This window comes from Pseudoalteromonas shioyasakiensis, assembly GCF_024518675.1.
Classification (GTDB): domain Bacteria; phylum Pseudomonadota; class Gammaproteobacteria; order Enterobacterales; family Alteromonadaceae; genus Pseudoalteromonas; species Pseudoalteromonas shioyasakiensis_B.
This window is the reverse complement of record NZ_JANIGL010000002.1, coordinates 372867-392367: the sequence shown is the minus strand read 5'-3', so window position 1 is coordinate 392367 and position 19501 is coordinate 372867. Positions and strand designations below refer to the sequence as shown.

At 41.8% G+C, this 19501-nt stretch carries 22 protein-coding genes; 18 read left to right on the top strand and 4 right to left on the bottom strand.

The window, feature by feature from the left end:
* Positions 1–49 precede the first annotated feature (49 nt).
* The 7 genes from NQT69_RS07660 to NQT69_RS07630 are packed head-to-tail and all read left to right on the top strand — an operon-like array spanning position 50 to position 5404.
* A complete protein-coding gene (locus tag NQT69_RS07660; RefSeq protein WP_256827063.1) occupies positions 50–1183 on the top strand; it encodes a protein-glutamate methylesterase/protein-glutamine glutaminase in 1134 nt (377 codons plus the stop codon).
* Positions 1176–1940, top strand: coding sequence for a flagellar motor protein (locus NQT69_RS07655; RefSeq protein WP_256827062.1), 765 nt, complete (start codon positions 1176–1178; stop codon positions 1938–1940). The genes NQT69_RS07660 and NQT69_RS07655 overlap by 8 nt, the downstream gene beginning before the upstream one ends.
* A 3-nt stretch (positions 1941–1943) precedes the next feature.
* Positions 1944–2900: a flagellar motor protein MotB gene (locus tag NQT69_RS07650; protein ID WP_256827061.1), complete on the top strand. Its 957-nt coding sequence runs from the start codon at positions 1944–1946 to the stop codon at positions 2898–2900.
* A 12-nt stretch (positions 2901–2912) separates the two neighbouring features.
* Positions 2913–3683 (top strand): ParA family protein, encoded by a 771-nt coding sequence (locus NQT69_RS07645; RefSeq protein WP_087530860.1) that lies wholly within the window; start codon positions 2913–2915, stop codon positions 3681–3683.
* A gap of 3 nt (positions 3684–3686) precedes the next feature.
* Positions 3687–4466, top strand: coding sequence for a chemotaxis protein CheW (locus NQT69_RS07640; protein ID WP_256827060.1), 780 nt, complete (start codon positions 3687–3689; stop codon positions 4464–4466).
* Between the two features lie 19 nt (positions 4467–4485).
* Entirely contained in the window at positions 4486–4983 is a 498-nt protein-coding gene (locus tag NQT69_RS07635; RefSeq protein WP_256827059.1) for a chemotaxis protein CheW, read from the top strand.
* Between the two features lie 16 nt (positions 4984–4999).
* Positions 5000–5404, top strand: coding sequence for a DUF2802 domain-containing protein (locus NQT69_RS07630; RefSeq protein WP_256827058.1), 405 nt, complete (start codon positions 5000–5002; stop codon positions 5402–5404).
* Positions 5405–5434: 30 nt separating this feature from the next.
* On the opposite strand, the gene NQT69_RS07625 is transcribed toward NQT69_RS07630, so the two are convergent.
* The gene (locus tag NQT69_RS07625) at positions 5435–5740 is read right to left on the bottom strand and encodes an EscU/YscU/HrcU family type III secretion system export apparatus switch protein (RefSeq protein ID WP_256827057.1); all 306 of its coding nucleotides are present in this window, start codon (positions 5738–5740) and stop codon (positions 5435–5437) included.
* Between the two features lie 2 nt (positions 5741–5742).
* Positions 5743–8019 (bottom strand): flagellar hook-length control protein FliK, encoded by a 2277-nt coding sequence (gene fliK, locus NQT69_RS07620; RefSeq protein WP_256827056.1) that lies wholly within the window; start codon positions 8017–8019, stop codon positions 5743–5745.
* 103 nt (positions 8020–8122) lie between these two features.
* Here fliK and ccmA point away from each other — a divergent pair, with 103 nt between their 5' ends.
* Genes ccmA through NQT69_RS07570 form a run of 10 tightly spaced genes read left to right on the top strand, consistent with a single transcriptional unit; the run spans position 8123 to position 15868 of the window.
* Positions 8123–8743: a cytochrome c biogenesis heme-transporting ATPase CcmA gene (gene ccmA, locus NQT69_RS07615; RefSeq protein WP_256827055.1), complete on the top strand. Its 621-nt coding sequence runs from the start codon at positions 8123–8125 to the stop codon at positions 8741–8743.
* Complete coding sequence (gene ccmB / locus NQT69_RS07610) at positions 8743–9429, top strand: heme exporter protein CcmB (RefSeq protein WP_256827054.1); 687 nt, start codon at positions 8743–8745, stop codon at positions 9427–9429. The genes ccmA and ccmB overlap by 1 nt, the downstream gene beginning before the upstream one ends.
* Before the next feature lies 1 nt (position 9430).
* On the top strand, positions 9431–10168 hold the full coding sequence (locus NQT69_RS07605) for a heme ABC transporter permease (protein ID WP_256827053.1): 738 nt from the start codon (positions 9431–9433) through the stop codon (positions 10166–10168).
* Positions 10169–10170: 2 nt separating this feature from the next.
* On the top strand, positions 10171–10374 hold the full coding sequence (gene ccmD / locus NQT69_RS07600; RefSeq protein ID WP_256827052.1) for a heme exporter protein CcmD: 204 nt from the start codon (positions 10171–10173) through the stop codon (positions 10372–10374).
* Entirely contained in the window at positions 10371–10850 is a 480-nt protein-coding gene (gene ccmE / locus NQT69_RS07595; RefSeq protein WP_256827051.1) for a cytochrome c maturation protein CcmE, read from the top strand. Before ccmD ends, ccmE begins: the two co-directional genes overlap by 4 nt.
* Before the next feature lies 1 nt (position 10851).
* Positions 10852–12819, top strand: coding sequence for a heme lyase CcmF/NrfE family subunit (locus tag NQT69_RS07590; RefSeq protein WP_256827050.1), 1968 nt, complete (start codon positions 10852–10854; stop codon positions 12817–12819).
* Positions 12816–13388 (top strand): DsbE family thiol:disulfide interchange protein, encoded by a 573-nt coding sequence (locus tag NQT69_RS07585; protein ID WP_256827049.1) that lies wholly within the window; start codon positions 12816–12818, stop codon positions 13386–13388. Before NQT69_RS07590 ends, NQT69_RS07585 begins: the two co-directional genes overlap by 4 nt.
* The gene (locus NQT69_RS07580) at positions 13385–13846 is read left to right on the top strand and encodes a cytochrome c-type biogenesis protein (RefSeq protein WP_256827048.1); all 462 of its coding nucleotides are present in this window, start codon (positions 13385–13387) and stop codon (positions 13844–13846) included. Before NQT69_RS07585 ends, NQT69_RS07580 begins: the two co-directional genes overlap by 4 nt.
* The gene (gene ccmI, locus NQT69_RS07575) at positions 13847–15127 is read left to right on the top strand and encodes a c-type cytochrome biogenesis protein CcmI (protein WP_256827047.1); all 1281 of its coding nucleotides are present in this window, start codon (positions 13847–13849) and stop codon (positions 15125–15127) included.
* 9 nt (positions 15128–15136) lie between these two features.
* A complete protein-coding gene (locus NQT69_RS07570; protein WP_256827046.1) occupies positions 15137–15868 on the top strand; it encodes an MlaA family lipoprotein in 732 nt (243 codons plus the stop codon).
* Positions 15869–15941: 73 nt separating this feature from the next.
* On the opposite strand, the gene NQT69_RS07565 is transcribed toward NQT69_RS07570, so the two are convergent.
* Positions 15942–17165: an EAL and HDOD domain-containing protein gene (locus NQT69_RS07565; protein WP_256827045.1), complete on the bottom strand. Its 1224-nt coding sequence runs from the start codon at positions 17163–17165 to the stop codon at positions 15942–15944.
* Between the two features lie 367 nt (positions 17166–17532).
* Here NQT69_RS07565 and putP point away from each other — a divergent pair, with 367 nt between their 5' ends.
* Positions 17533–19011, top strand: a complete 1479-nt coding sequence (gene putP, locus NQT69_RS07560) for a sodium/proline symporter PutP (RefSeq protein WP_256827044.1) — start codon at positions 17533–17535, stop codon at positions 19009–19011.
* A gap of 81 nt (positions 19012–19092) precedes the next feature.
* On the opposite strand, the gene NQT69_RS07555 is transcribed toward putP, so the two are convergent.
* Positions 19093–19407, bottom strand: coding sequence for a YebG family protein (locus NQT69_RS07555; RefSeq protein ID WP_256827043.1), 315 nt, complete (start codon positions 19405–19407; stop codon positions 19093–19095).
* Between the last annotated feature and the right edge of the window lie 94 nt (positions 19408–19501).

The following is a 19501-nucleotide window of genomic DNA, read 5'->3' as shown; positions in this document are numbered from 1 at the left end:
TATGGGAGCCTAAGGCTCCTATAGATAAAAATTTAACAAGAGTACGCCAATGGCAGTTAAAGTATTAGTTGTTGATGATTCGAGTTTTTTTCGCCGTAGGGTGAGTGAGATTCTGACACAAGATAAGGATATCGAAGTAATTGGTTTTGCGGTAAATGGCCGTGAAGCTGTAGATAAAGCGCGCCAGCTTCGCCCTGATGTTATCACCATGGATGTTGAAATGCCGGTGCTTGATGGTATCAGTGCAGTCAAAGAAATAATGGCCGCTGACCCAACCCCGATTTTGATGTTTTCGTCGTTAACCCGTGATGGCGCAACAGCCACCCTTGATGCACTTGATGCCGGTGCTTTAGATTTCTTACCGAAGAAGTTTGAAGATATCGCGCGAAATAATGAAGACGCAATTAAGCTGTTGCAAAATAAAGTCAAAGAAATTGGCCGTAGGCGTTTATCTCGATTTAGTCGTCCAGCTCCTGCGATTAGTAAGCCCGCAGTTGATAAAACTATGCCTCCACGGGCAACAGTAGTACAGCCAGATCGTAGTTTTAATCGTCCAGCTCCGGCTGTTGATAACAATGCCGCAACAGTACGACCTTCAGGAAAAAAATACCAAGTGGTAGCAATAGGTACGTCCACTGGCGGGCCTGTGGCATTACAAACTATTTTGACCCAGTTACCTGCGAATTTTCCGCACCCTATTTTATTGATCCAACATATGCCGGCTGCGTTTACCCCCGCGTTTGCGGTTCGTTTAAATGGCTTGTGTAAAATCAAGGTTAAAGAAGCGCAACAAGGGGATAAGTTAATGCCCGGTACAGCTTACCTTGCGCCTGGTGGTCAACAAATGTTAATAGAAGGGCGAGGTGGTAATCGCACGTTGCGAGTTTTTGAAGATGACAGTGCACGGATCACTTATAAGCCAAGTGTTGATGTAACCTTTGCCAGTGCTGCGAAGTCATTTCAAGGCGATGTTTTGGCTGTCGTGTTAACAGGCATGGGGGCTGATGGCCGTGATGGTGCTCGAATGCTTAAGCAAGTTGGAGCAACTATTTGGGCACAGGATGAGAGTACCAGTGTGGTTTATGGTATGCCACAAGCGGTTGCTGCTGCAGGGCTTGCCAGTGCCAGTATTGCGCTCAATGATGTAGCTAACCGATTAGTACGTGAGATTGGCTGTGGATAAGCTATCAATTCTAGGCTTATTTATCGCATTAGGCGCTATTGCTTTAGGCTATACACTTGAAGGGGGGGCTGTTGCAGCGCTATTTAATGCGCCAGCTCTCATTATTGTATTAGGTGGTACGCTAGGTGCCGTCATGCTGCAATCGCCTTTAAGCACCTTTTTAAAAGCCTTAAAGATAAGTTACTGGGTGTTTTTTCCACCTCGTCATGATATTGACGCAGCCATTGAAGAAGTTAAAAGCTGGTCCCATAAAGCGCGGCAAGAAGGGTATTTATCACTTGAAGATACCGCACTGACTCACCCTGATAGTTATGCCGCAAAAGGCCTTAGTTTGCTTATTGATGGCGTAAGTGACAAAAAATTACGAGACACCTTAGAGATAGATTTGCTGTTAGAGCGTGAACGGCTTCTTGAGGCAAGTCGTGTTTATGAAGCTTTAGGCGGCTATAGCCCAACAATTGGTATTTTAGGTGCAGTACTTGGACTTATTCAGGCGATGTCATTTATTACCGAACCGCAAAAGCTTGGCGCCGGGGTGGCCACTGCGTTTATTGCGACAATTTACGGTGTTGGTTTAGCAAACTTATTGTTTTTACCTATGGCCAATAAATTAAAACAACAAGTTGAGCAAAAAATGTTGTTTCATGAGCTACTCGCGGAAGGAATTATAGCCATCAGCCAAGGCGATAGCCCTGCTAATATTGAGCTAAAACTAGAAGCTTACCGAGTTGAGCGCCCTAACTCATTAGCCAATTAAGTTATGATACGTCGCCGCCTTCGTCATCAACAGACTAACAATCAACACACAGAGCGTTGGCTAGTATCTTATGCTGATTACATGACTATCATGTTTGCTTTTTTTGTAGTGATGTATGCAATTGCAATTAATAAAGAAGAAAGTTTCCAAATCTTATCAGACTCCCTTGAGCAAGTGTTTGATCAATCTGCGCGTCAGCATAGTCAAGAAGGCACCGGTGTTACGGGGACAGGTTTATTAACAGATAGAGTCAGCCCAGAAAAAGAACTGTTATATGGCGAAAGTATTCAAAAACAAGAAGCTGGGCCAGAGTTACTAGATGGGCAAAGTGATACCAGCAACATTAAACAAAAGCATTTTGGTAAACCCTTAGATAGCTTATTGACTAAACTGCAATCAGCACTTATTGATGAAATCCGTGATGGAGAAGCAAGCCTAGAGCTGCACCAAGATTGGTTGATCATTGAGTTGAGCTCAGGCATGTTATTCTCCAGTGGCAGTGCTGTGGCACATAGCAGAGCTAAAACGGTTATTGGTATGGTAAACGAGATTATTGCACCGGTTGATAATTATGTTCGGGTGCGCGGTTATACTGATAATGAAACCATTCGTAACGAAATCTTTCGCTCTAACTGGGAGCTTTCGGTTGCACGGGCAACATCTATTTTAGTCGAGCTTGAATCATTGGGCATTAACCCTGCTAGAATGGCAATAGAAGGTTACGGACAATACTCGCCATTTGCAGATAATAGTACCGAGCAAGGCCGATCAGAAAATCGTAAAGTCGTGGTCGCATTATCAAAATATGGCTTACCACCTAAAAAAGCTGATACTGAAGCGGCGAAAGAACAACAAACAACAGAGCCTGCTGCAATTGAATTGCCTTCGGACGATAACACGATTAAAGTGATTCAATTACCCCATGGTGGCATACGGATTACAACGCGCAATGAACAATAATAAAGGTGTGATGTGAAAATTTGGACAGTGGCGAATCAAAAGGGCGGTGTAGGAAAAACCACAACTGCAGTTAGCCTTGCTGGTACATTAGCATTGCAAGGAAAGCGTGTGTTATTGATAGACACAGATCCCCACGCCTCTTTGACATATTATTTTGGCATTGACTCTGAAGACTTAGAAGTAAGTGTTTATGATATATTTGCCCGTGGTAATACCATGCAAAGCGAAGAAATATTGCAGTCGCTGTGCCCATCGAATATTGCTAATTTAGATATCATGCCTGCGACAATGGCGATTGCGACCCTTGATCGTAGTATGGGCAATAAAACCGGTATGGGGTTGATACTAAAAAAAGCGTTAGCAAAAATTAGTGAGCATTATGACTATGCTATTTTAGATTGTCCGCCAGTATTAGGGGTGTTAATGGTGAATGCCTTGGCGGCAAGTGAACGTATTTTGGTGCCTGTACAGACGGAGTTTTTGGCGTTAAAAGGCTTAGATCGCATGATGCGAACGATGGAATTAATGCAAAGCTCGCAATCGAAGCAGTATCAATATACCATTATTCCAACAATGTATGATAAACGTACTAACGCATCGTTGGAAGCATATAAAACACTACAAAAAACGTATAACGATAAAGTTTGGCCTGGGGTGATCCCTGTAGATACAAAGTTCCGAGATGCTAGCTTAGCGCAACAAGTGCCGATTCAGTTTTGTCCTCGTTCACGAGGTGTATTTGCCTATCGTGCGTTATTAGATTATTTGATTGAGCAAGGTTAATTAATGAGTAAACAGCTGTTTGCTAATGAAAAAGTAATGACCCAATATTTGGGCGCTTTGCTGTGCGAGGACGAAGAAGCTAAGGAGCTAGAGCCTGTTGCTAAGTTGCTTGAACAAGTTGCACTAGAACAAAAGCAAACACAGATGCCAGCAAAGGCATCGCAGCAGGTAATTGTTGAACACCATGCTCTGGCAGAGCCTGAATTACCAGCGACAGCTAAAGCAGCGCTTGAGAAACCGCAAATTCAGGCTAAAATCAAAGATGTAGCTAAAGCAGACAGTGCAGAAGCGGTTGTTCATGCAAAAACACCGGTCGAACGTCAGCAAGATTATTTTGATGGTGAGTTTCAGGCCTTATTCTTTGAAGTTGCAGGGCTTACTTTAGCTGTGCCGCTCAAAGCATTAGGCGGGATTCATCAGCTTGGTGAGGTTAATCAATTATTTGGTAAACCTAAATGGTTTAAAGGGGTTATGCTTAACCGTGATGAAAACCTTAATGTGGTTGATACAGCGCGTTGGGTGATGCCGGAAAAATATACCCAAGAGTTAGAAGAAAAACTAAACTATCAGTATTTAATTACGCTTGGTGATAGCCAGTGGGGGTTATTAGCTGAAAAGTTAGTAAACAACATTACGCTTCGTACTGAAGATGTAAAATGGCGAGCAAAAACAGGTAAGCGACCTTGGTTAGCCGGTGTAATAAAAGAAAAAATGTGTGCCCTAATTGATGTAGAAAATTTAAATCAATTACTGGAGCAGGGCTTAGATAGCCGTGAGCAGTAACGATATTCGGAGTAATAGCATGAGCGAAGAAAGATTAGTATCCAACAGTAAAAATGCCGATAGCAATGATGAAGTATTGCAGTGGGTTACCTTTAAGCTTGAGTCGGAGACTTACGGCGTCAATGTAATGCAGGTTCAAGAAATCCTACGTTACACTGAGATAGCACCCGTACCAGGCGCACCGAGTTATGTGTTAGGTATTATAAACTTACGTGGCAACGTAGTCACAGTTATTGATACGCGAGCACGTTTTGGCTTAATGTCGGCAGAAGCGACTGACAACTCTCGAGTATTGATTATTGAAGCGGAAGAACAAGTTATTGGAATCCTAGCTGATAGTGTTGCAGAAGTCGTGTATTTACGCAGCTCTGAAATTGATAGTGCGCCAAACATTGGCACTGAAGAAAGCGCTAAATTTATCCAAGGTGTCAGTAATCGTGATGGTGAGTTATTGATTTTGGTTGATTTAAATAAACTATTAAATGATGAAGAGTGGGATGAGTTAAGCAATATTTAATGCTTACGGATAAACTATGTTGTTACTCTCTTTAGTTATAAGCGCACTTGCTTTAGTCCTTGTGTGCTTTGTTATTTTATATGGTTTGAATAGAAAAATAGCCTATGCTGCTGATAAAACCCAGCAACAACTTGGTGATGCGCTACAGCAAAACAGCATTTTACGCAGCGAAGTGGCTGAAATGCGTGCGGGTATGCTAAGCATAGGTAAAAGGTTAGTGGCTGTAGAGCAGCGCAATCAAGAGCTTGCTCAGCAACAGGATGCGCAAAAATATGATGATCCTGACGCTAAAATTTATTCGCGAGCAGTGAAAATGGTTGAGCTCGGAGCTGATATTGAAGAGATTATTCGTGAATGTGAATTGCCTCGCGCAGAAGCTGAATTACTTATGTCATTACACCAACAAAAAGGTGCAAATTAGCACGGTATTTTTTAAGGCTTAAACTTAGTTTTAAGCCTTAATATTTAACTTGCCCTGAAAGTCCTGCCAGCCTGGCGGAAACTTGCCTCGTAATACATATGAAAAAGCAATGAGCTCCGCAATAACATAATAGAGCTCCTTTGGGATTTCTTCACCTAATTCTAAATGTGACAGTGTTTTAGCAAGTGCTTCATCTTGATGTATTAAAATTCCTTTTTCTTTAGCCGCTTTAATGATTTCATCGGCTAATTCACCGAAGCCTTTACTGCTTACAGTGGGCGCATGGCCAGCTTCATAGAGTAAACCTATGGCTGATTTATGCTCTGTTTTACTCATAGTCAAACCTTAATATTGATGATGGCATGGGATTGATAAAATGCTTGGTGTTGTGGTGCACCTTGGCTTAAATTTAACTCACCCACCTGTAACCCATGCGCTGACAGCTTATGTCGCAGGCTCTCTAGATGAGGGTGAGCTATTGCTGTGACCTCTTGGCTTGATGCTAGTAACTTACAGTCTAACGCCTTATCCATCAGCTCTGCGGTAATTTGCAACTGGCCAAGGGCTGCATAATCAAAATTGAGCCTGACAAACCACACATCTTTTCCTTCAGGTTTGTCTTTACTCGGCTTTTTATATTGGCCCAAGGTGATGTCAGTTTGTGCAGCTTCTGGGGGTAAACGCATGGGTAAAAAAAACTGTACCAAGGCGTTAGTATCACTCTGCTGATTAATCACTGGTGTAGAAACCTGACTTACAGTGTTTTTAATTTGTCCCAACTCGGTCGCTAATGTTTGACTGCTAGCTTGCTGCAATTGCTCTTGTAGTTTTTCACTATTGAGCGCTTTAAAGTTTGGTACCAATACTTGCAGTATTGCATCTAGCGAGTTTTGGCCATTAAAGGTGAGTGCGCTAATGTTATTAAGTGGCACAGCTGCCAACATTGCAACGGTTAGATTTTCGAGCCCTTGGCTAAAACTATTTTGCATGGCGCTTGTTGAGAGGGTGCTTGGAGAAATTATACTTAATAGCTCACGTTGTATTACTGAAGGATTAACCGCTTGGCTACTAATCATGCGGTTAAATGCTTGGTTAACTAGTCGATTTAAATCCACATTATCAGATACCTTGCCTTGCGCTAGCTGTTCAATTTTTTGGCTTAACTGGGCCTTTGAAAAATCTTCGTGACCAGTATGCGGACTGGTAAATGCTTTTACAGGTAGTAATGGTGAGCTTACTAATGTAGTTACAAGCTTTGCTTCAATCGGTAGGGTAATTTGGCTTGGCACGGGGGTTGCCGTTAAAGGGCCTTTAAGATTAATGGGCTGAGCCCCACCAGTTGTTTGACTTCCCGCTAGGTTACTGACCGGTGCTGTCACTGCGCTCAGTGAGGCTTTTACTTGTTGGAAAAATTGTACCAGTGGTGCTGAGCTGTGGAATTGTTTGGGTAATGCTGAGCCTGCACTGATATTCGCTAATAATGGGTTAGCGTTGTCTCGAGCTAGAGCCGCTAAGTTGATTTGTGATACTGATTTGGGGAGCAAACTAGGCTGCGCTTTTTCATGATGTGTCGCTGAGGCGGGCTTTGCCTGTTTGCTAGTCGCAGTGAGTGTTTGGCTAAAGGGTTTATGCTCAAAGTAGCGCACAGCATCGGTAATACGTGTTTTTAAATCGGCAAAGCTGTTCTGCAACCACGACTTTATGGGGCTGCTAGTACTTATTAACGGGCTCTGAGCTGGTTGTGCAGTGGGCTTTATTTGTTGCTCACTCACTGTTTTTTGTGCTTTTACTAAGCTATGAAAGGTATGAGTCAGCGAGTTTTTCAGACCAATAATCACTTTGTCCGTTTGTGTTTTAAATGTCAGCTGATCTTTACTTGCTGTTATAGTCACGGCCTGCGGTGATGAGCTTAATTGCTGCGCTTGTAGTGGTTTAAGGGGAATATTAAACGCGTTTTTTTGAACCGGTAGCGTAAGCAAGGTGGTACTGCTACTTTTTTGTAGCTGGCCTTGTGGCGCAAGATTAGCTAACCAAGTGGCAAGTTTAGTTTGGCTGATCGGCTGTTGATGAAGTTTATCTGCGAAGCGATTAAGAACCACAAGCTTTAACCCTGAACTGTCAGAGTTTATGATGGCTTTTAGTGGCTGCTCACTTTGTAATAATTGTGCTATTTCTTTATTTATCGGTAAGTTAGCGTTTAATTGTGGTATTTGTAGTTTAGCTGTGGGCTGAGTGGTCGCGCTCACAGCGAAAGGCTGATTGTCAATGGCGCTGCCTGAGCGAATAAAATTGAGCAAACCTTGCAATTGCTTTGCTTGATTTAATGCAAATGAAGTGTGTGTTGGTAAAATAGTGAGCTGTTTCCCATCGGTACTTAATTGTATCTCTGCCGCAGGAATTGTTTGCATCTTGCTAGGTGATTGGCTGGTTGCTAATCGTAATGTTTGCCAATGATCATTGACCAAAATATCCAATTGCACAGACCCTTTAGCAAACACAATGTTTTTGGCGTGTAGCGTTTGACCGTCTAAGTTAATACTTGGCTGCCCAGCATTGTTTATTGACTGTTTTACAGTCAATGAGTTAGCTAAAGAAATTTGCGTTGGTTCATTCATTATTTTAAATCAAATTTTCACTAATCGGTTTCATTGCGTTATTCGTATTACCCTATCATTATGGTAGACTAACGCCTAATTTTGGGTATAGAGAATCGTCATCTTGCTACACATTAAGTCCGTCACTTGCATCAAACAAGAGCGCTGTTTGTTTGAGGATCTTAATTTCAGTTTGAAATCGGGACAAATTATGCAATTAGCAGGCCCAAACGGGGCCGGTAAGACATCATTATTGCGCATTATTGCAGGTTTTGCTGCTCCTGATGAAGGTGATATCTTTTGGCACGATAGCTCAATAACAAAGAATTATGACGAATATGCTCGCGAGCTATTATTTATTGGCCATAAAACCGGTGTGAATGCTCAGCTTACTGCGTTGGAAAATGTACGCTTTTGGTTACAGATCCAAGGGTATGACGATAATCAAGACTTGTATCCTTTACTGGCAAAAATTGGTTTAGTTGGCCTTGAAGACGTGCCTGTTCGCACTCTATCTGCAGGTCAGCAACGGCGCGTTGCATTATTAAGACTTTGGCTTAATGATGCCAAGCTTTGGGTTTTAGATGAACCGTTTACCGCATTAGACAAGGCGGGTGTGGCATTTTTACAGGCGCGGTTTGTTGGCCATTTAGCAACCGGTGGTGCAATTTTAATAACTACCCACCAAGACCTAACAACGCATTTTAACGATTTGCAGACTGTTACCTTGGAGTATCGTCACTGATGCAACGACAACACTCTTATCTACAGCTCTTTAGTGCCGTATGTAAAAAAGATTTACAGTTGGCGTTTCGCCAGCGAGCTGAAATCGTTAATCCACTCTTATTTTTCTTAATCGTTATTACATTATTTCCGTTAGCTATTGGCCCTGAGCCCGGTCTACTTGCACGAATGGCTCCTGGCATTATTTGGGTCGCAGCGCTTTTATCGACCATGCTGGGGCTTGATAAAATATTTCGTGATGATTTTCATGACGGTAGCTTAGAGCAATTAATTGCTTCATCGTACCCATTACCGTTAACGGTATTAGCAAAAGTGCTGGCCCATTGGATGATTACTGGGCTGCCTTTGGTGCTGTTGACACCCGTTTTTGCTTTGCTATTAAATTTAGATAGCCAAGCGCTGGTCGCGACTGTAATTACTTTATTATTAGGGACTCCATTATTGAGTTTTATCGGCGCTATTGGTGCCGGATTGACTGTGGGGTTACAAAAAGGGGGGATCTTGATGAGCTTATTAGTTTTGCCTTTGTATATCCCTGTATTAATTTTTGCAACGTCTGCTATTGATACCAGTACTATGTCGCTGGATTATAGTGGGCAGCTTGCCATCCTTGGTGCGATGCTTGTCGTAGCTATTATAAGCGCACCAATTGCCATATCGTCAGCATTAAAAGTGAGTGTAAGTTAATATGTGGAAGTGGTTACATCCCTACGCTAAAGCAGATCGTGCATATCAATTATGTAATACGTTACTGCCATATTTTGCCGTGGTTACGGTTGTATGCATGGTTGTCGGTTGGGTTTGGGGGCTGGCTTATGCCCCTGCAGATTACCAACAAAAAGACAGCTATCGCATTATTTTTATTCATGTTCCTTCAGCTATTTTATCTATGGGCGCTTACTCATCAATGGCTATTGCAGCCGTGGTGGCATTAGTTTGGCAACTACGTAATGCAGAGCTTGCGGTTATTGCTATAGCGCCGGTGGGCGCATGTGTCACAGCAATCGCGTTGATCACTGGTGCTGCGTGGGGCAAACCTATGTGGGGCGCATGGTGGGTGTGGGATGCACGCCTTACATCTGAGCTTATTTTATTATTTTTATATTTAGGTGTGTTGTCTTTGTATCACGCCTTTGAGGATAAAAAAGCAGCGGGTCGAGCTGCTTCTATCCTTGCTATTGTAGGAGTGATTAATTTACCCATTATTCATTTCTCCGTTGAGTGGTGGAACACCCTTCATCAAGGGGCAACCATTACTAAGTTCGATACTAAGGCGATTGATCCAAGTATGTTTTGGCCGTTGATGCTTAACATTGTAGCGTTTGCTGCGTTTGTGGGCACAGTGACATTGATACGTCTTAAAAATGAAATTTTACAACGCGAAAAACACCGTCCTTGGGTGCGTCAGTTGTTAAATAGGGGCTAGTTATGCAGTTTGATTCTTTTTCTGATTTTATAGCCATGGGTGGATATGGCTTTTATGTATGGTTGTCTTTTGGCACGTGTGCATTGATTTTATTAGGTATTTTATTTAGTTCTTTAAATGATACAAAGCGTATTTTAACCTCTGTTCAGCAGCAAGCCGACCGTGAACAGCGCATTAAGCAGGCTAAACAGGAGTCGCAAGTATGAATCCAAGACGTAAGAAAAGGCTTTTAGCCGTCACTGCAGTTGTATTTGGTATTGGTGCGGTGATTGGCTTAGTGCTGTATGCACTACAAGAAAATATTAATTTATTCTATACCCCAAGTGAGCTCATCGATGGCAAAGGGCCGAATCATGAGAAGCCGCATATAGGTCAAAAGTTACGTATTGGCGGGATGGTTGTGCCAGGGTCGGTGATTCGTGACGAGAGCAGCTTAGAGGTCAGCTTTAAATTAATTGATACCGGCCCATTAGTGACGATTCGATATCAGGGGATTTTGCCTGATTTATTCCGCGAAGGACAAGGTATTGTCGCACAAGGCGTGTTGGTTGAACCTGATGTGATAGAAGCGTTTGAGGTATTAGCAAAGCATGATGAAGAATACATGCCTGCAGAAGTCGCCGAAGCTGTTAAAGGGATTAAGCACGAGAAACCTAAATATAACTTAGATAGTGGCAATTAATATGATCCCTGAAATTGGTTATTTCTCCCTAACACTGGCCTTGGTGCTGAGTGTTTTATTATGTATTTTTCCGTTATGGGGCGCGCACACCGGTAATTTGCGATTAATGCGTGCAGCGCCTTCGTTAGCCGTCGGGCAATTTATGTTTGTTTTAATCTCATTTGCAGCCCTAATCTATGCCAGTTTAACCGATGACTTTACCGTCGCGTATGTCGCTTACCATTCAAGCAGCACATTACCTTGGTATTATAAAATAACCTCTACATGGGGGGGCCACGAAGGGGCCATTTTACTATGGTTAGTGATGCAAGCCGGTTGGACTGCGGTAGTGGCTATGCGATCACGCTCACTGCCGTGGATTTTACGAGCACGTGTACTTGGCGTTTTAGGCTTTTTAGGTGTTGGCTTTATGCTCTACACTTTGTTGATGTCGAGCCCATTTGAGCTGTTGTTACCTTACTACCCAGTTGAAGGGCGAGATTTAAACCCGTTATTACAAGACCCTGGAATGATTATCCACCCGCCATTATTGTATATGGGTTATGTTGGGCTTTCTGTATCGTTTTCATTCGCTATTGCAGCTTTATTGACAGGTAAGCTCGACAACTCATGGGCAAAATGGTCGCGTCCGTGGACAATGACCGCTTGGGGCTTTTTAACTCTTGGCCTTACTATTGGTAGTTGGTGGGCATATTCTGAGCTTGGCTGGGGGGGCTGGTGGTTTTGGGATCCAGTTGAAAATGCCGCTCTTATGCCTTGGTTAGTGGCCACCGCATTATTACACTCACTGTCCGTCACCGAAAAGCGCGGTGTATTTAAATCTTGGACCGTACTCTTGGCGATAGCGGGATTCTCATTAAGCTTACTTGGTACATTTATTGTTCGTTCTGGCATTATTGTATCAGTACATGCGTTTGCAACTGATCCGGACCGTGGTTTATTTATCTTGGCGTTTTTGGCTGTCGTGGTAGGTGGTGCACTTACTCTATATGCATTTAGAGTCGCTCAGGTACGCAGTGAAGGACGTTATAAACTCGTGTCTAGAGAAGTTGCATTATGGCTCAATAACATATTTTTGGTTGTTGCCACGTTTGTTGTCTTATTGGGTACTTTATTGCCTATGGTTCATAAAGAAATGGGCTTAGGCAGTATTTCAATTGGTGAACCATTTTTTAATAAAATGTTTGCCATTATTTTAGTGCCGTTTGCCATTTTAATGGGGATTGGTCCCTTACTACGCTGGAAGCAAAATAAGTGGGGGTTTTTACAAAATAAAATGTTGTTTTGCGCTATCGTCAGCATTGCTGTTACGTCAGCGTGGTTGTTTTCAAGCTATGACGTTGTAGCACCTTTGACGTTATTGGCAACCACTCTCGCAGTATGGATTGTGGTGACTACTGGTGTTGACTTGTATGTTAAAGCAACCATACAAACTAGTTTTAGCCAAGGCTTGAAACGTTTAGACCTAAGCTATTGGGCAATGGTATTAGGGCATGTAGGTATTGCTTTTATCATCGCTGGCGTCACTTTAACCTCAGCCTATTCTGTTGAACGTGATGTATCTATGAAGCCAGGTGAAGTTGTTCAGTTAAACCAATACCAGTATCGTTTTGAAGGGGTTAATACCATTCGTGGGGCTAATTATAGTGGCCACGCGGGAGAAGTAAGTGTTTTGAAAAATGATAAACTCGAAACCATATTACATGCTGAAAAACGTCGTTATGATATTGGTATGCAGTTTATGACCGAAGCTGCAATCGATGCAGGCTTTACCCGAGACTTATATTTGGCATTGGGTGAGCAACTTAGTAATGGTGGTTGGTCATTACGTATCTATCACAAGCCATTTGTTCGCTGGATGTGGATTGGTGGTATGTTGGTTTCGCTTGCGGGCTTTCTGATTTTAGGTGATAAACGTTACCGTAGTAATAAAAAACGTGAGCAAACTGCAGCGCAGGAGGCAATATGAACCGTAAACTTTTAGCTATATTGCCATTGCTGGCATTCATTTTAGTCTGTGTATTTTTATATCAGGGATTATTTGCTAATCCACGTGAGTTACAAACAGGGCGAATTGGCCATACGATGCCCGCATTTAACTTGCCGGATTTAATGCAAGATAACAAACGCTGGCAACATACAGATCTTCAAGGTGAGGTTTACTTACTCAACGTGTGGGGCACGTGGTGCCCAACTTGTTTAGCAGAGCTTGATTACTTAACTAAATTACGCGAGCAAGGTGTAAAAATCGTTGGCTTGTATTACGTGCAAAGTTACGATGCTGATTTTGATGGCGCATTCGATATGGCTGCGCTGCGTGAAGAGGTATCAAGTATGTTAAGTCGAGCTGGAGACCCGTATCAATTTAATATTTTAGATTTAGAACGGACTTTGGCATTGGATTTAGGTGTATCAGGTGCGCCTGAAACATTTTTAGTTGATAGCAAAGGCACCATTTTACTACATCACACTGGCGATATTAACCCACGTGTGTGGCGCTCGAAGTTTGCACCGATCATGCAGGAGTTGCAGCCATGAAATATTATTTAGTCGGTATTGTTTTATTGTTTAGCTTTGCCGTTGCTGCAGAGCAAGACAGGTATGAATTTGCCAATGATGAACAAGCACAACGCTTTGGCGAACTGACCAAAGAGCTACGTTGCCCAAAATGCCAAAATCAAAATATTGCAGATTCAGACGCTGTGGTTGCTAAAGACTTGCGTGACAAGGTATTGGTTTTGGTTCAAGAGGGTAAATCAAAAGATGAAGTCATTGACTACATGATCGACCGTTATGGCTACTTTGTTCATTACGATCCACCTGTAACGCCAGCGACATTAGTACTGTGGGTGTTTCCGGTATTGATTGTTGTGTTTGGTCTAGGCTTTATTGTTATTCGCCAACGTAAGGCTGCTGTTAAGCAAACCTGGAACGAACAAGACGAAGCGTTATTAGCAAAATTAATTGCTCAAAATCAACGTCAGGAGCAGAGCTAAATGATTTTAATGTGGGCTTCTTTTGCGCTACTAACTTTAGTAGCAGTGGTATTTGTGGCTTTACCTTTTTTAAAAAAAGAACGTGTGCAGAGTGTAACGCATAATGCTAATTCAGATCTGATCGCAATTTATCAGCAGCGTTTGGAAGAACTCGCCAGCGATTTACAAGAGCAAAGGATTGAGCAGCAAAGCTATAACGAATCTATTATTGAATTAAAGCGCCGACTTTTAAATGAGTTATCGCCAGAAAAATCATTGTACAGTCGCGGTAATAATGTGATTTTTGCTTTGACAGGAAGTGCGTTTCTAATTGTGCTAACAGTGATTTTTTATTCTGCTACTGGCTCACAAAAGCAGCTTGAAAACTGGTATGCCGCGATGGAAAACTTGCCTGAATATGGTGAGCGTGCGGTGATGCAACAAGGTGAACCGTTAACGCAAAATGAGTTACAAGCTTTTGCATTAGGCTTGCGTACTAAATTGGCAAAAAATGGCGATGACCAAGTTGCGTGGATGCTACTGGGGCGGGTGGCCATGTCATTAAATGAGTTTGATATGGCGCAGCAATCGTTTGATAAAGTATTGCAAATTAATCCAGAGCATTTAGGTGTATTAGTTAGCTACAGCCAAGTATTGTTACTTGAAGGAAGTGAAGCAAATATGACCCGTGCTGCAGGTATGTTATCGCGGGTTTTAAAAAACGAGCCAACTAACATTGATGCAATTTCATTACTTGCTCTGATAGCTTACGAGCGCCATGACTGGACGCAAGCTAAAGCCGCGTTCGAAGTATTACTAAGCACTATGGGGCCAGATGATAGCCGTTATACTATGGTTGAGCAGCGTATAGCAGATATTGAGCAAAAGATAGCAGAGCAATCGAGCACAATAACTCCAGTGGCAAATGCGGCACAGAAAACGCCAGCTGACGATGATAGTGCAATTATGGTGACTGTTGAATTATCACCAACGCTTGATGATAAGCTACCAGAAAACGGCACTTTATTTGTATTTGCTAAAGCTGCGAATGGCCCACCAATGCCGCTTGCAGTGGTAAAGTTGACCCAGTTTAGTTTTCCTCTTAAAGTGCAATTAAGTGATAGTAACTCAATGGTAGATGGATTAACGTTATCTACAACAGAGCAAATAATTATTACCGCGCGTGTATCAAACGATGGGTCTGTAATGCCCTCTACAGGTGAATTAGAAGGGAGTTCAGAGGTTCTAGAGCGTGCGAATATAACTCAACATACACTACTCATTGATGAGATGCTCCCTTAAGGATAAAAGATGTTCAAACAAAGTTTACTAATTTTAGGGTTATTGATCAGTGCGGGTTGTGCACAAGTCCCTGAAGAAAAAGAGGATGAGCGAGATCCGCTGCAGTCATTTAACCGTCCTATGTATGATTTTAATATGGATGTGTTAGATGCTTATATTTTGCGGCCAGCGGCTGTCGGTTATGTGGCTATAACTCCAACTCCAGTGCGCCGAAGCTTAGTGAATTTCACCGACAATATTAGTGCACCAACTGATGTGATTAATGCGACTTTACAAGGTAAGGCGGGTAATGCGGGTATTAGTGTTGCACGTTTTTTAGTTAATTCCACGGTTGGTATTTTGGGTCTATTCGATGTTGCAAGTTCACTAGGGCTTGAAATAGTTGATGAAGATTTTGGCCAAACGATGGGGGTTTGGGGCATTGGTGACGGTGCTTACCTAATGCTACCAGGTATGGGGCCATCTACCGCACGTAACCTGACGGGAGATGTGGTTGATAGCTTTGTACTACCAGAGATCACCTTAACCACACCGCAGACAATACTGGTTTTTGCACTTAAGGCAGTAGAGGCAAGAGCCTCGTTAATCCCGCAAGAAAGCTTATTGAATGAGTCTCTTGATCCTTATATTTTTATGAAAGATATTTACTTCCAACGTCAATTGTATGAACTACATGATGGTAATCCTCCGATTCAAGAAGAGCCTGAAGATTTTGACGAAGACTTTTTAGAGAGCCTTTAGTTTCGTTAGCTTAAATAGATCGTTATAAAAAATGCCAGCAAATTGCTGGCATTTAATTAGCGTTAATATTTCTTTATTCACCTAGCACTTTCATTTGCTCATTAGCCCAGCTAAGCGCTTCATGGTATGAGTCGGGAACTTCTTCAGCAGCCAAACCCAATTCGTCTTTTATCGCGTTTGCACCTTGCCAATTTGCTTGCTCGTATAGTTTTACCAAGCGTAAATATTGCGCGAGTATGCCTTGCTCTTCAACAAGAGCTACTTTGATATCATTTGATAGAGGTAGCTTGTTCATTACTCCCTCCATTGTTTCATCTAAAATGGCATCCATTAGTGACATCATGCCAGTTAAAAAAGCCATACCGGTATCTTTTAGTTGATTGTGATTGATGGCTAAAAGCTCGGTAAAGCGGGCACGGGTTAACGATAAACGGATCAGCTCTGCAGGTTTATCAGCAGCGACTTGGGATGCAAATAACAAAGATAAAAACTTTTTAATCTCTTGGGCGCCGAGCACGACTAGTGCTTGCTTAATGGTGCTGATCTCAGCGCGGCGTTTAAAGGCCGCTGAGTTACTATAGCGAAGTAATTTATAAGAAAGCGTGACATCTCGCTCAAACACATTAGTAATTTTTTTTAAATTAAGCTCTACAGAAGACGTTTCATAAAGTAGCTCCGCTAGTGCCATCTGTGATGGCGGTAATGCTTTACTTTGAACCATTTCAGGCTTGGAAAAGAAGAAACCTTGGAAATAGCTAAACCCAAGCTCTAGAGCTAATTGGTATTTCTCGTAGGTTTCTACTTTTTCAGCCAATAACTTTATATGGCTATGAGGCTTAATTTCTTCAATAATTTGCTTGATGGTCTGAACATCACAGGTTAAGAAGTCGATTTTTATGATATCGATAAAAGGATAAAAATGACGCCATACCGGCTGATGTATATAATCATCTAAGGCTAATGTATAACCTTTATTTTTAAGGTCTTTAACCAGTGCTAATAAGCGTTTACCTGGCTGTATGGTTTCAAGTATTTCAACCACCACTTGCTCTTTACCTAGTAATGTTGGGTAGCCTTTTTGCAGTGTTTCTAAGGTGAAATTAATATAAGCGGGTTTGTTGTTAGTTAAATCTTCTAAGCCAAAATTGAACTGACTACCTTCTATTAGCCTTGATGTTGCCTCATCACCATCGATATCAGGGAAAACATTATCAACGCCATCTCGAAACAGTAACTCATAGCCGACGAGTTTTTTTTCACGATCTAATATAGGTTGGCGCGCAGCGTAAAAATACATAAACAACAGATCCGATTGATTGAAACAATGACATGTGCAATATAAGATAAAATATCGAAAATAGCATTAATTATCTTTCCAAAGGCTACTGCTAAAGTACTGATTTTTTATAAATATATTGATCTAATCGTAAGGCAATTAAGATCAAATTTCCATTTTTATCCTCTGAAATAAAAAAATTAGTTAAAAATTCATTAACCTCAGCTATTTATTTGATTAACGCAGAGAGTGGAGTTATTCGCCCTTGGCATGATATAGTCGGTCCCTAAGTTGGTTTTTACACCAATAATGACTTTTGTATTACATTGATTAATGAGTCATTATTAGGATTAAAAGCCAGATTTAAACTTCTTAAGCGGAGGCAAATTTGGAAACAGGAATGATTATCTCTTTAGCTGCGTACTTTATCGTTATGTTAGGGATTGGCCTATATGCGTATAAACAGTCTACCAGTGATGTATCTGGTTATATGCTGGGTGGACGTAGTTTGTCACCTTCTGTAGCAGCACTCTCAGCGGGTGCATCAGATATGAGCGGTTGGATCCTGATGGGTTTACCGGGTGCGATGTTCGTAACTGGCTTCAGTAGTACTTGGATAGCAATTGGCTTGGTATTAGGTGCATGGGCTAACTATCTGTTAGTTGCCCCACGACTAAGGGTGTACACTGAAAAAGCGAATGACTCTATCACTATTCCAGATTACTTCTCAAATCGCTTTACTGATAAATCGAACTTACTTCGCGTTGTATCTGCGGTTGTGATCATCGTGTTCTTCACCCTTTACACTTCATCGGGTGTTGTTGCCGGTGGCAAATTATTTGAAAGCTCGTTTGGCTTAAGTTATGAAATGGGCTTGTACATTACAACTGGTGTGGTGGTTTTATATACCTTGTTCGGTGGCTTTTTAGCTGTGAGCTTAACTGACTTTGTGCAGGGTTGTATTATGTTCGTAGCATTAATTTTGGTGCCAACCGTTGCTTACTCACTATTAGAACAACCATTAGAGTCAACACTAAATAGTGTTAACCCTGAAATGCTAAACTGGATTGGTGCAGGTTCTGCATTGGGAATTATTTCGGCGATGGCATGGGGTTTAGGTTACTTTGGCCAGCCGCATATTATCGTACGTTTTATGTCTGTTCGTAGCGTGAAAGATATGCCAGCTGCACGTCGTATTGGTATGAGTTGGATGATTATTGCAGCCATTGGTGCCGTCGGTACTGGTTTGTTTGGCGCAGCTTATACCTATGAGAACAATATTGTTGTAGACGATCCTGAAACTATCTTCTTGATTTTATCAGAGTTATTGTTTCATCCATTAATAGCTGGCTTTTTATTAGCGGCGATTTTAGCGGCAATAATGAGCACGATTTCATCACAGTTACTAGTAAGTTCGAGCTCATTAACAGAAGACTTTTATAAAACCTTTTTACGTAAAGAGGCCAGTGATACAGAGTTAGTTACAGTTGGCCGTATTAGTGTGGCTGCAGTGGCATTATGTGCAATTTATTTAGCTTATGACCGTGACAGCTCGATATTAGACCTAGTGAGTAATGCATGGGCCGGGTTTGGTGCTGCATTTGGCCCATTAGTATTGTTTAGCTTATATTGGAAACGAATGAACTTTGCCGGTGCCTTAGCAGGTATGCTAGTGGGGGCGGTTACCGTTCTGATTTGGATATATGCGCCTATTACTATCGATGGCGAAAAGCTAAGTAGTCTTATTTACGAAATTGTCCCAGGCTTTATTCTGTCTAGTATTGCCATTGTAGTGGTTAGTTTAGCGACACCACCGCCAAGCTCTGACATTACAAACCTGTTCGACGAAGTAGAAAAGTCACTCTAAGTAACTAAAATTCAGGTTAAGAAATAAAACACACATAAAAAAAGGAGCTTAATCGCTCCTTTTTTCTTGAATTAAGCTTTATTAACTTGCGGCTTTATCTTCAGGATTTTTTGTTTCAGTGATTGCCGTGTCTTTCTTTGTTTTTGCTGGGGCTTTACTCACTGGCTCTTTGGCACCCTTTAACACATTGATAAAACCATCTTTATTTTTTGCGATTTCAAGTGCTAGAGATTCAATTTGTTGCTCGCTTAATGGTACATCTACTTTTTCTAGCATCACTTCAAGCGACTCTGCTATGTCGAGCATTTTATCATATGCATCAGCTTCTTTTTTAGTAGTAAACGTCATTCGCTCAACTCCGTTTCTTTCTACAACATATTTAACAACAACAGCCATGATCTCTCCTGCCAATTTGCTTAGTGCGAACTAACGCACTGTTATTGATTACTGTTTTTATGTACAGTAATTGTTTGTGGGCTTATTTGCAAGT

Coding starts and splice junctions, on each gene's coding strand:
- NQT69_RS07660 (WP_256827063.1), top strand. CDS start 50: ATGGCAGTTAAAGTATTAGTTGTTGATGATTCGAGTTTTTTTCGCCGT.
- NQT69_RS07650 (WP_256827061.1), top strand. CDS start 1,944: ATGATACGTCGCCGCCTTCGTCATCAACAGACTAACAATCAACACACA.
- NQT69_RS07640 (WP_256827060.1), top strand. CDS start 3,687: ATGAGTAAACAGCTGTTTGCTAATGAAAAAGTAATGACCCAATATTTG.
- NQT69_RS07635 (WP_256827059.1), top strand. CDS start 4,486: ATGAGCGAAGAAAGATTAGTATCCAACAGTAAAAATGCCGATAGCAAT.
- NQT69_RS07630 (WP_256827058.1), top strand. CDS start 5,000: ATGTTGTTACTCTCTTTAGTTATAAGCGCACTTGCTTTAGTCCTTGTG.
- NQT69_RS07625 (WP_256827057.1), bottom strand. CDS start 5,740: ATGAGTAAAACAGAGCATAAATCAGCCATAGGTTTACTCTATGAAGCT.
- fliK (WP_256827056.1), bottom strand. CDS start 8,019: ATGAATGAACCAACGCAAATTTCTTTAGCTAACTCATTGACTGTAAAA.
- ccmB (WP_256827054.1), top strand. CDS start 8,743: ATGCAACGACAACACTCTTATCTACAGCTCTTTAGTGCCGTATGTAAA.
- NQT69_RS07605 (WP_256827053.1), top strand. CDS start 9,431: ATGTGGAAGTGGTTACATCCCTACGCTAAAGCAGATCGTGCATATCAA.
- ccmD (WP_256827052.1), top strand. CDS start 10,171: ATGCAGTTTGATTCTTTTTCTGATTTTATAGCCATGGGTGGATATGGC.
- ccmE (WP_256827051.1), top strand. CDS start 10,371: ATGAATCCAAGACGTAAGAAAAGGCTTTTAGCCGTCACTGCAGTTGTA.
- NQT69_RS07590 (WP_256827050.1), top strand. CDS start 10,852: ATGATCCCTGAAATTGGTTATTTCTCCCTAACACTGGCCTTGGTGCTG.
- NQT69_RS07585 (WP_256827049.1), top strand. CDS start 12,816: ATGAACCGTAAACTTTTAGCTATATTGCCATTGCTGGCATTCATTTTA.
- NQT69_RS07580 (WP_256827048.1), top strand. CDS start 13,385: ATGAAATATTATTTAGTCGGTATTGTTTTATTGTTTAGCTTTGCCGTT.
- ccmI (WP_256827047.1), top strand. CDS start 13,847: ATGATTTTAATGTGGGCTTCTTTTGCGCTACTAACTTTAGTAGCAGTG.
- NQT69_RS07570 (WP_256827046.1), top strand. CDS start 15,137: ATGTTCAAACAAAGTTTACTAATTTTAGGGTTATTGATCAGTGCGGGT.
- NQT69_RS07565 (WP_256827045.1), bottom strand. CDS start 17,165: ATGTATTTTTACGCTGCGCGCCAACCTATATTAGATCGTGAAAAAAAA.
- NQT69_RS07555 (WP_256827043.1), bottom strand. CDS start 19,407: ATGGCTGTTGTTGTTAAATATGTTGTAGAAAGAAACGGAGTTGAGCGA.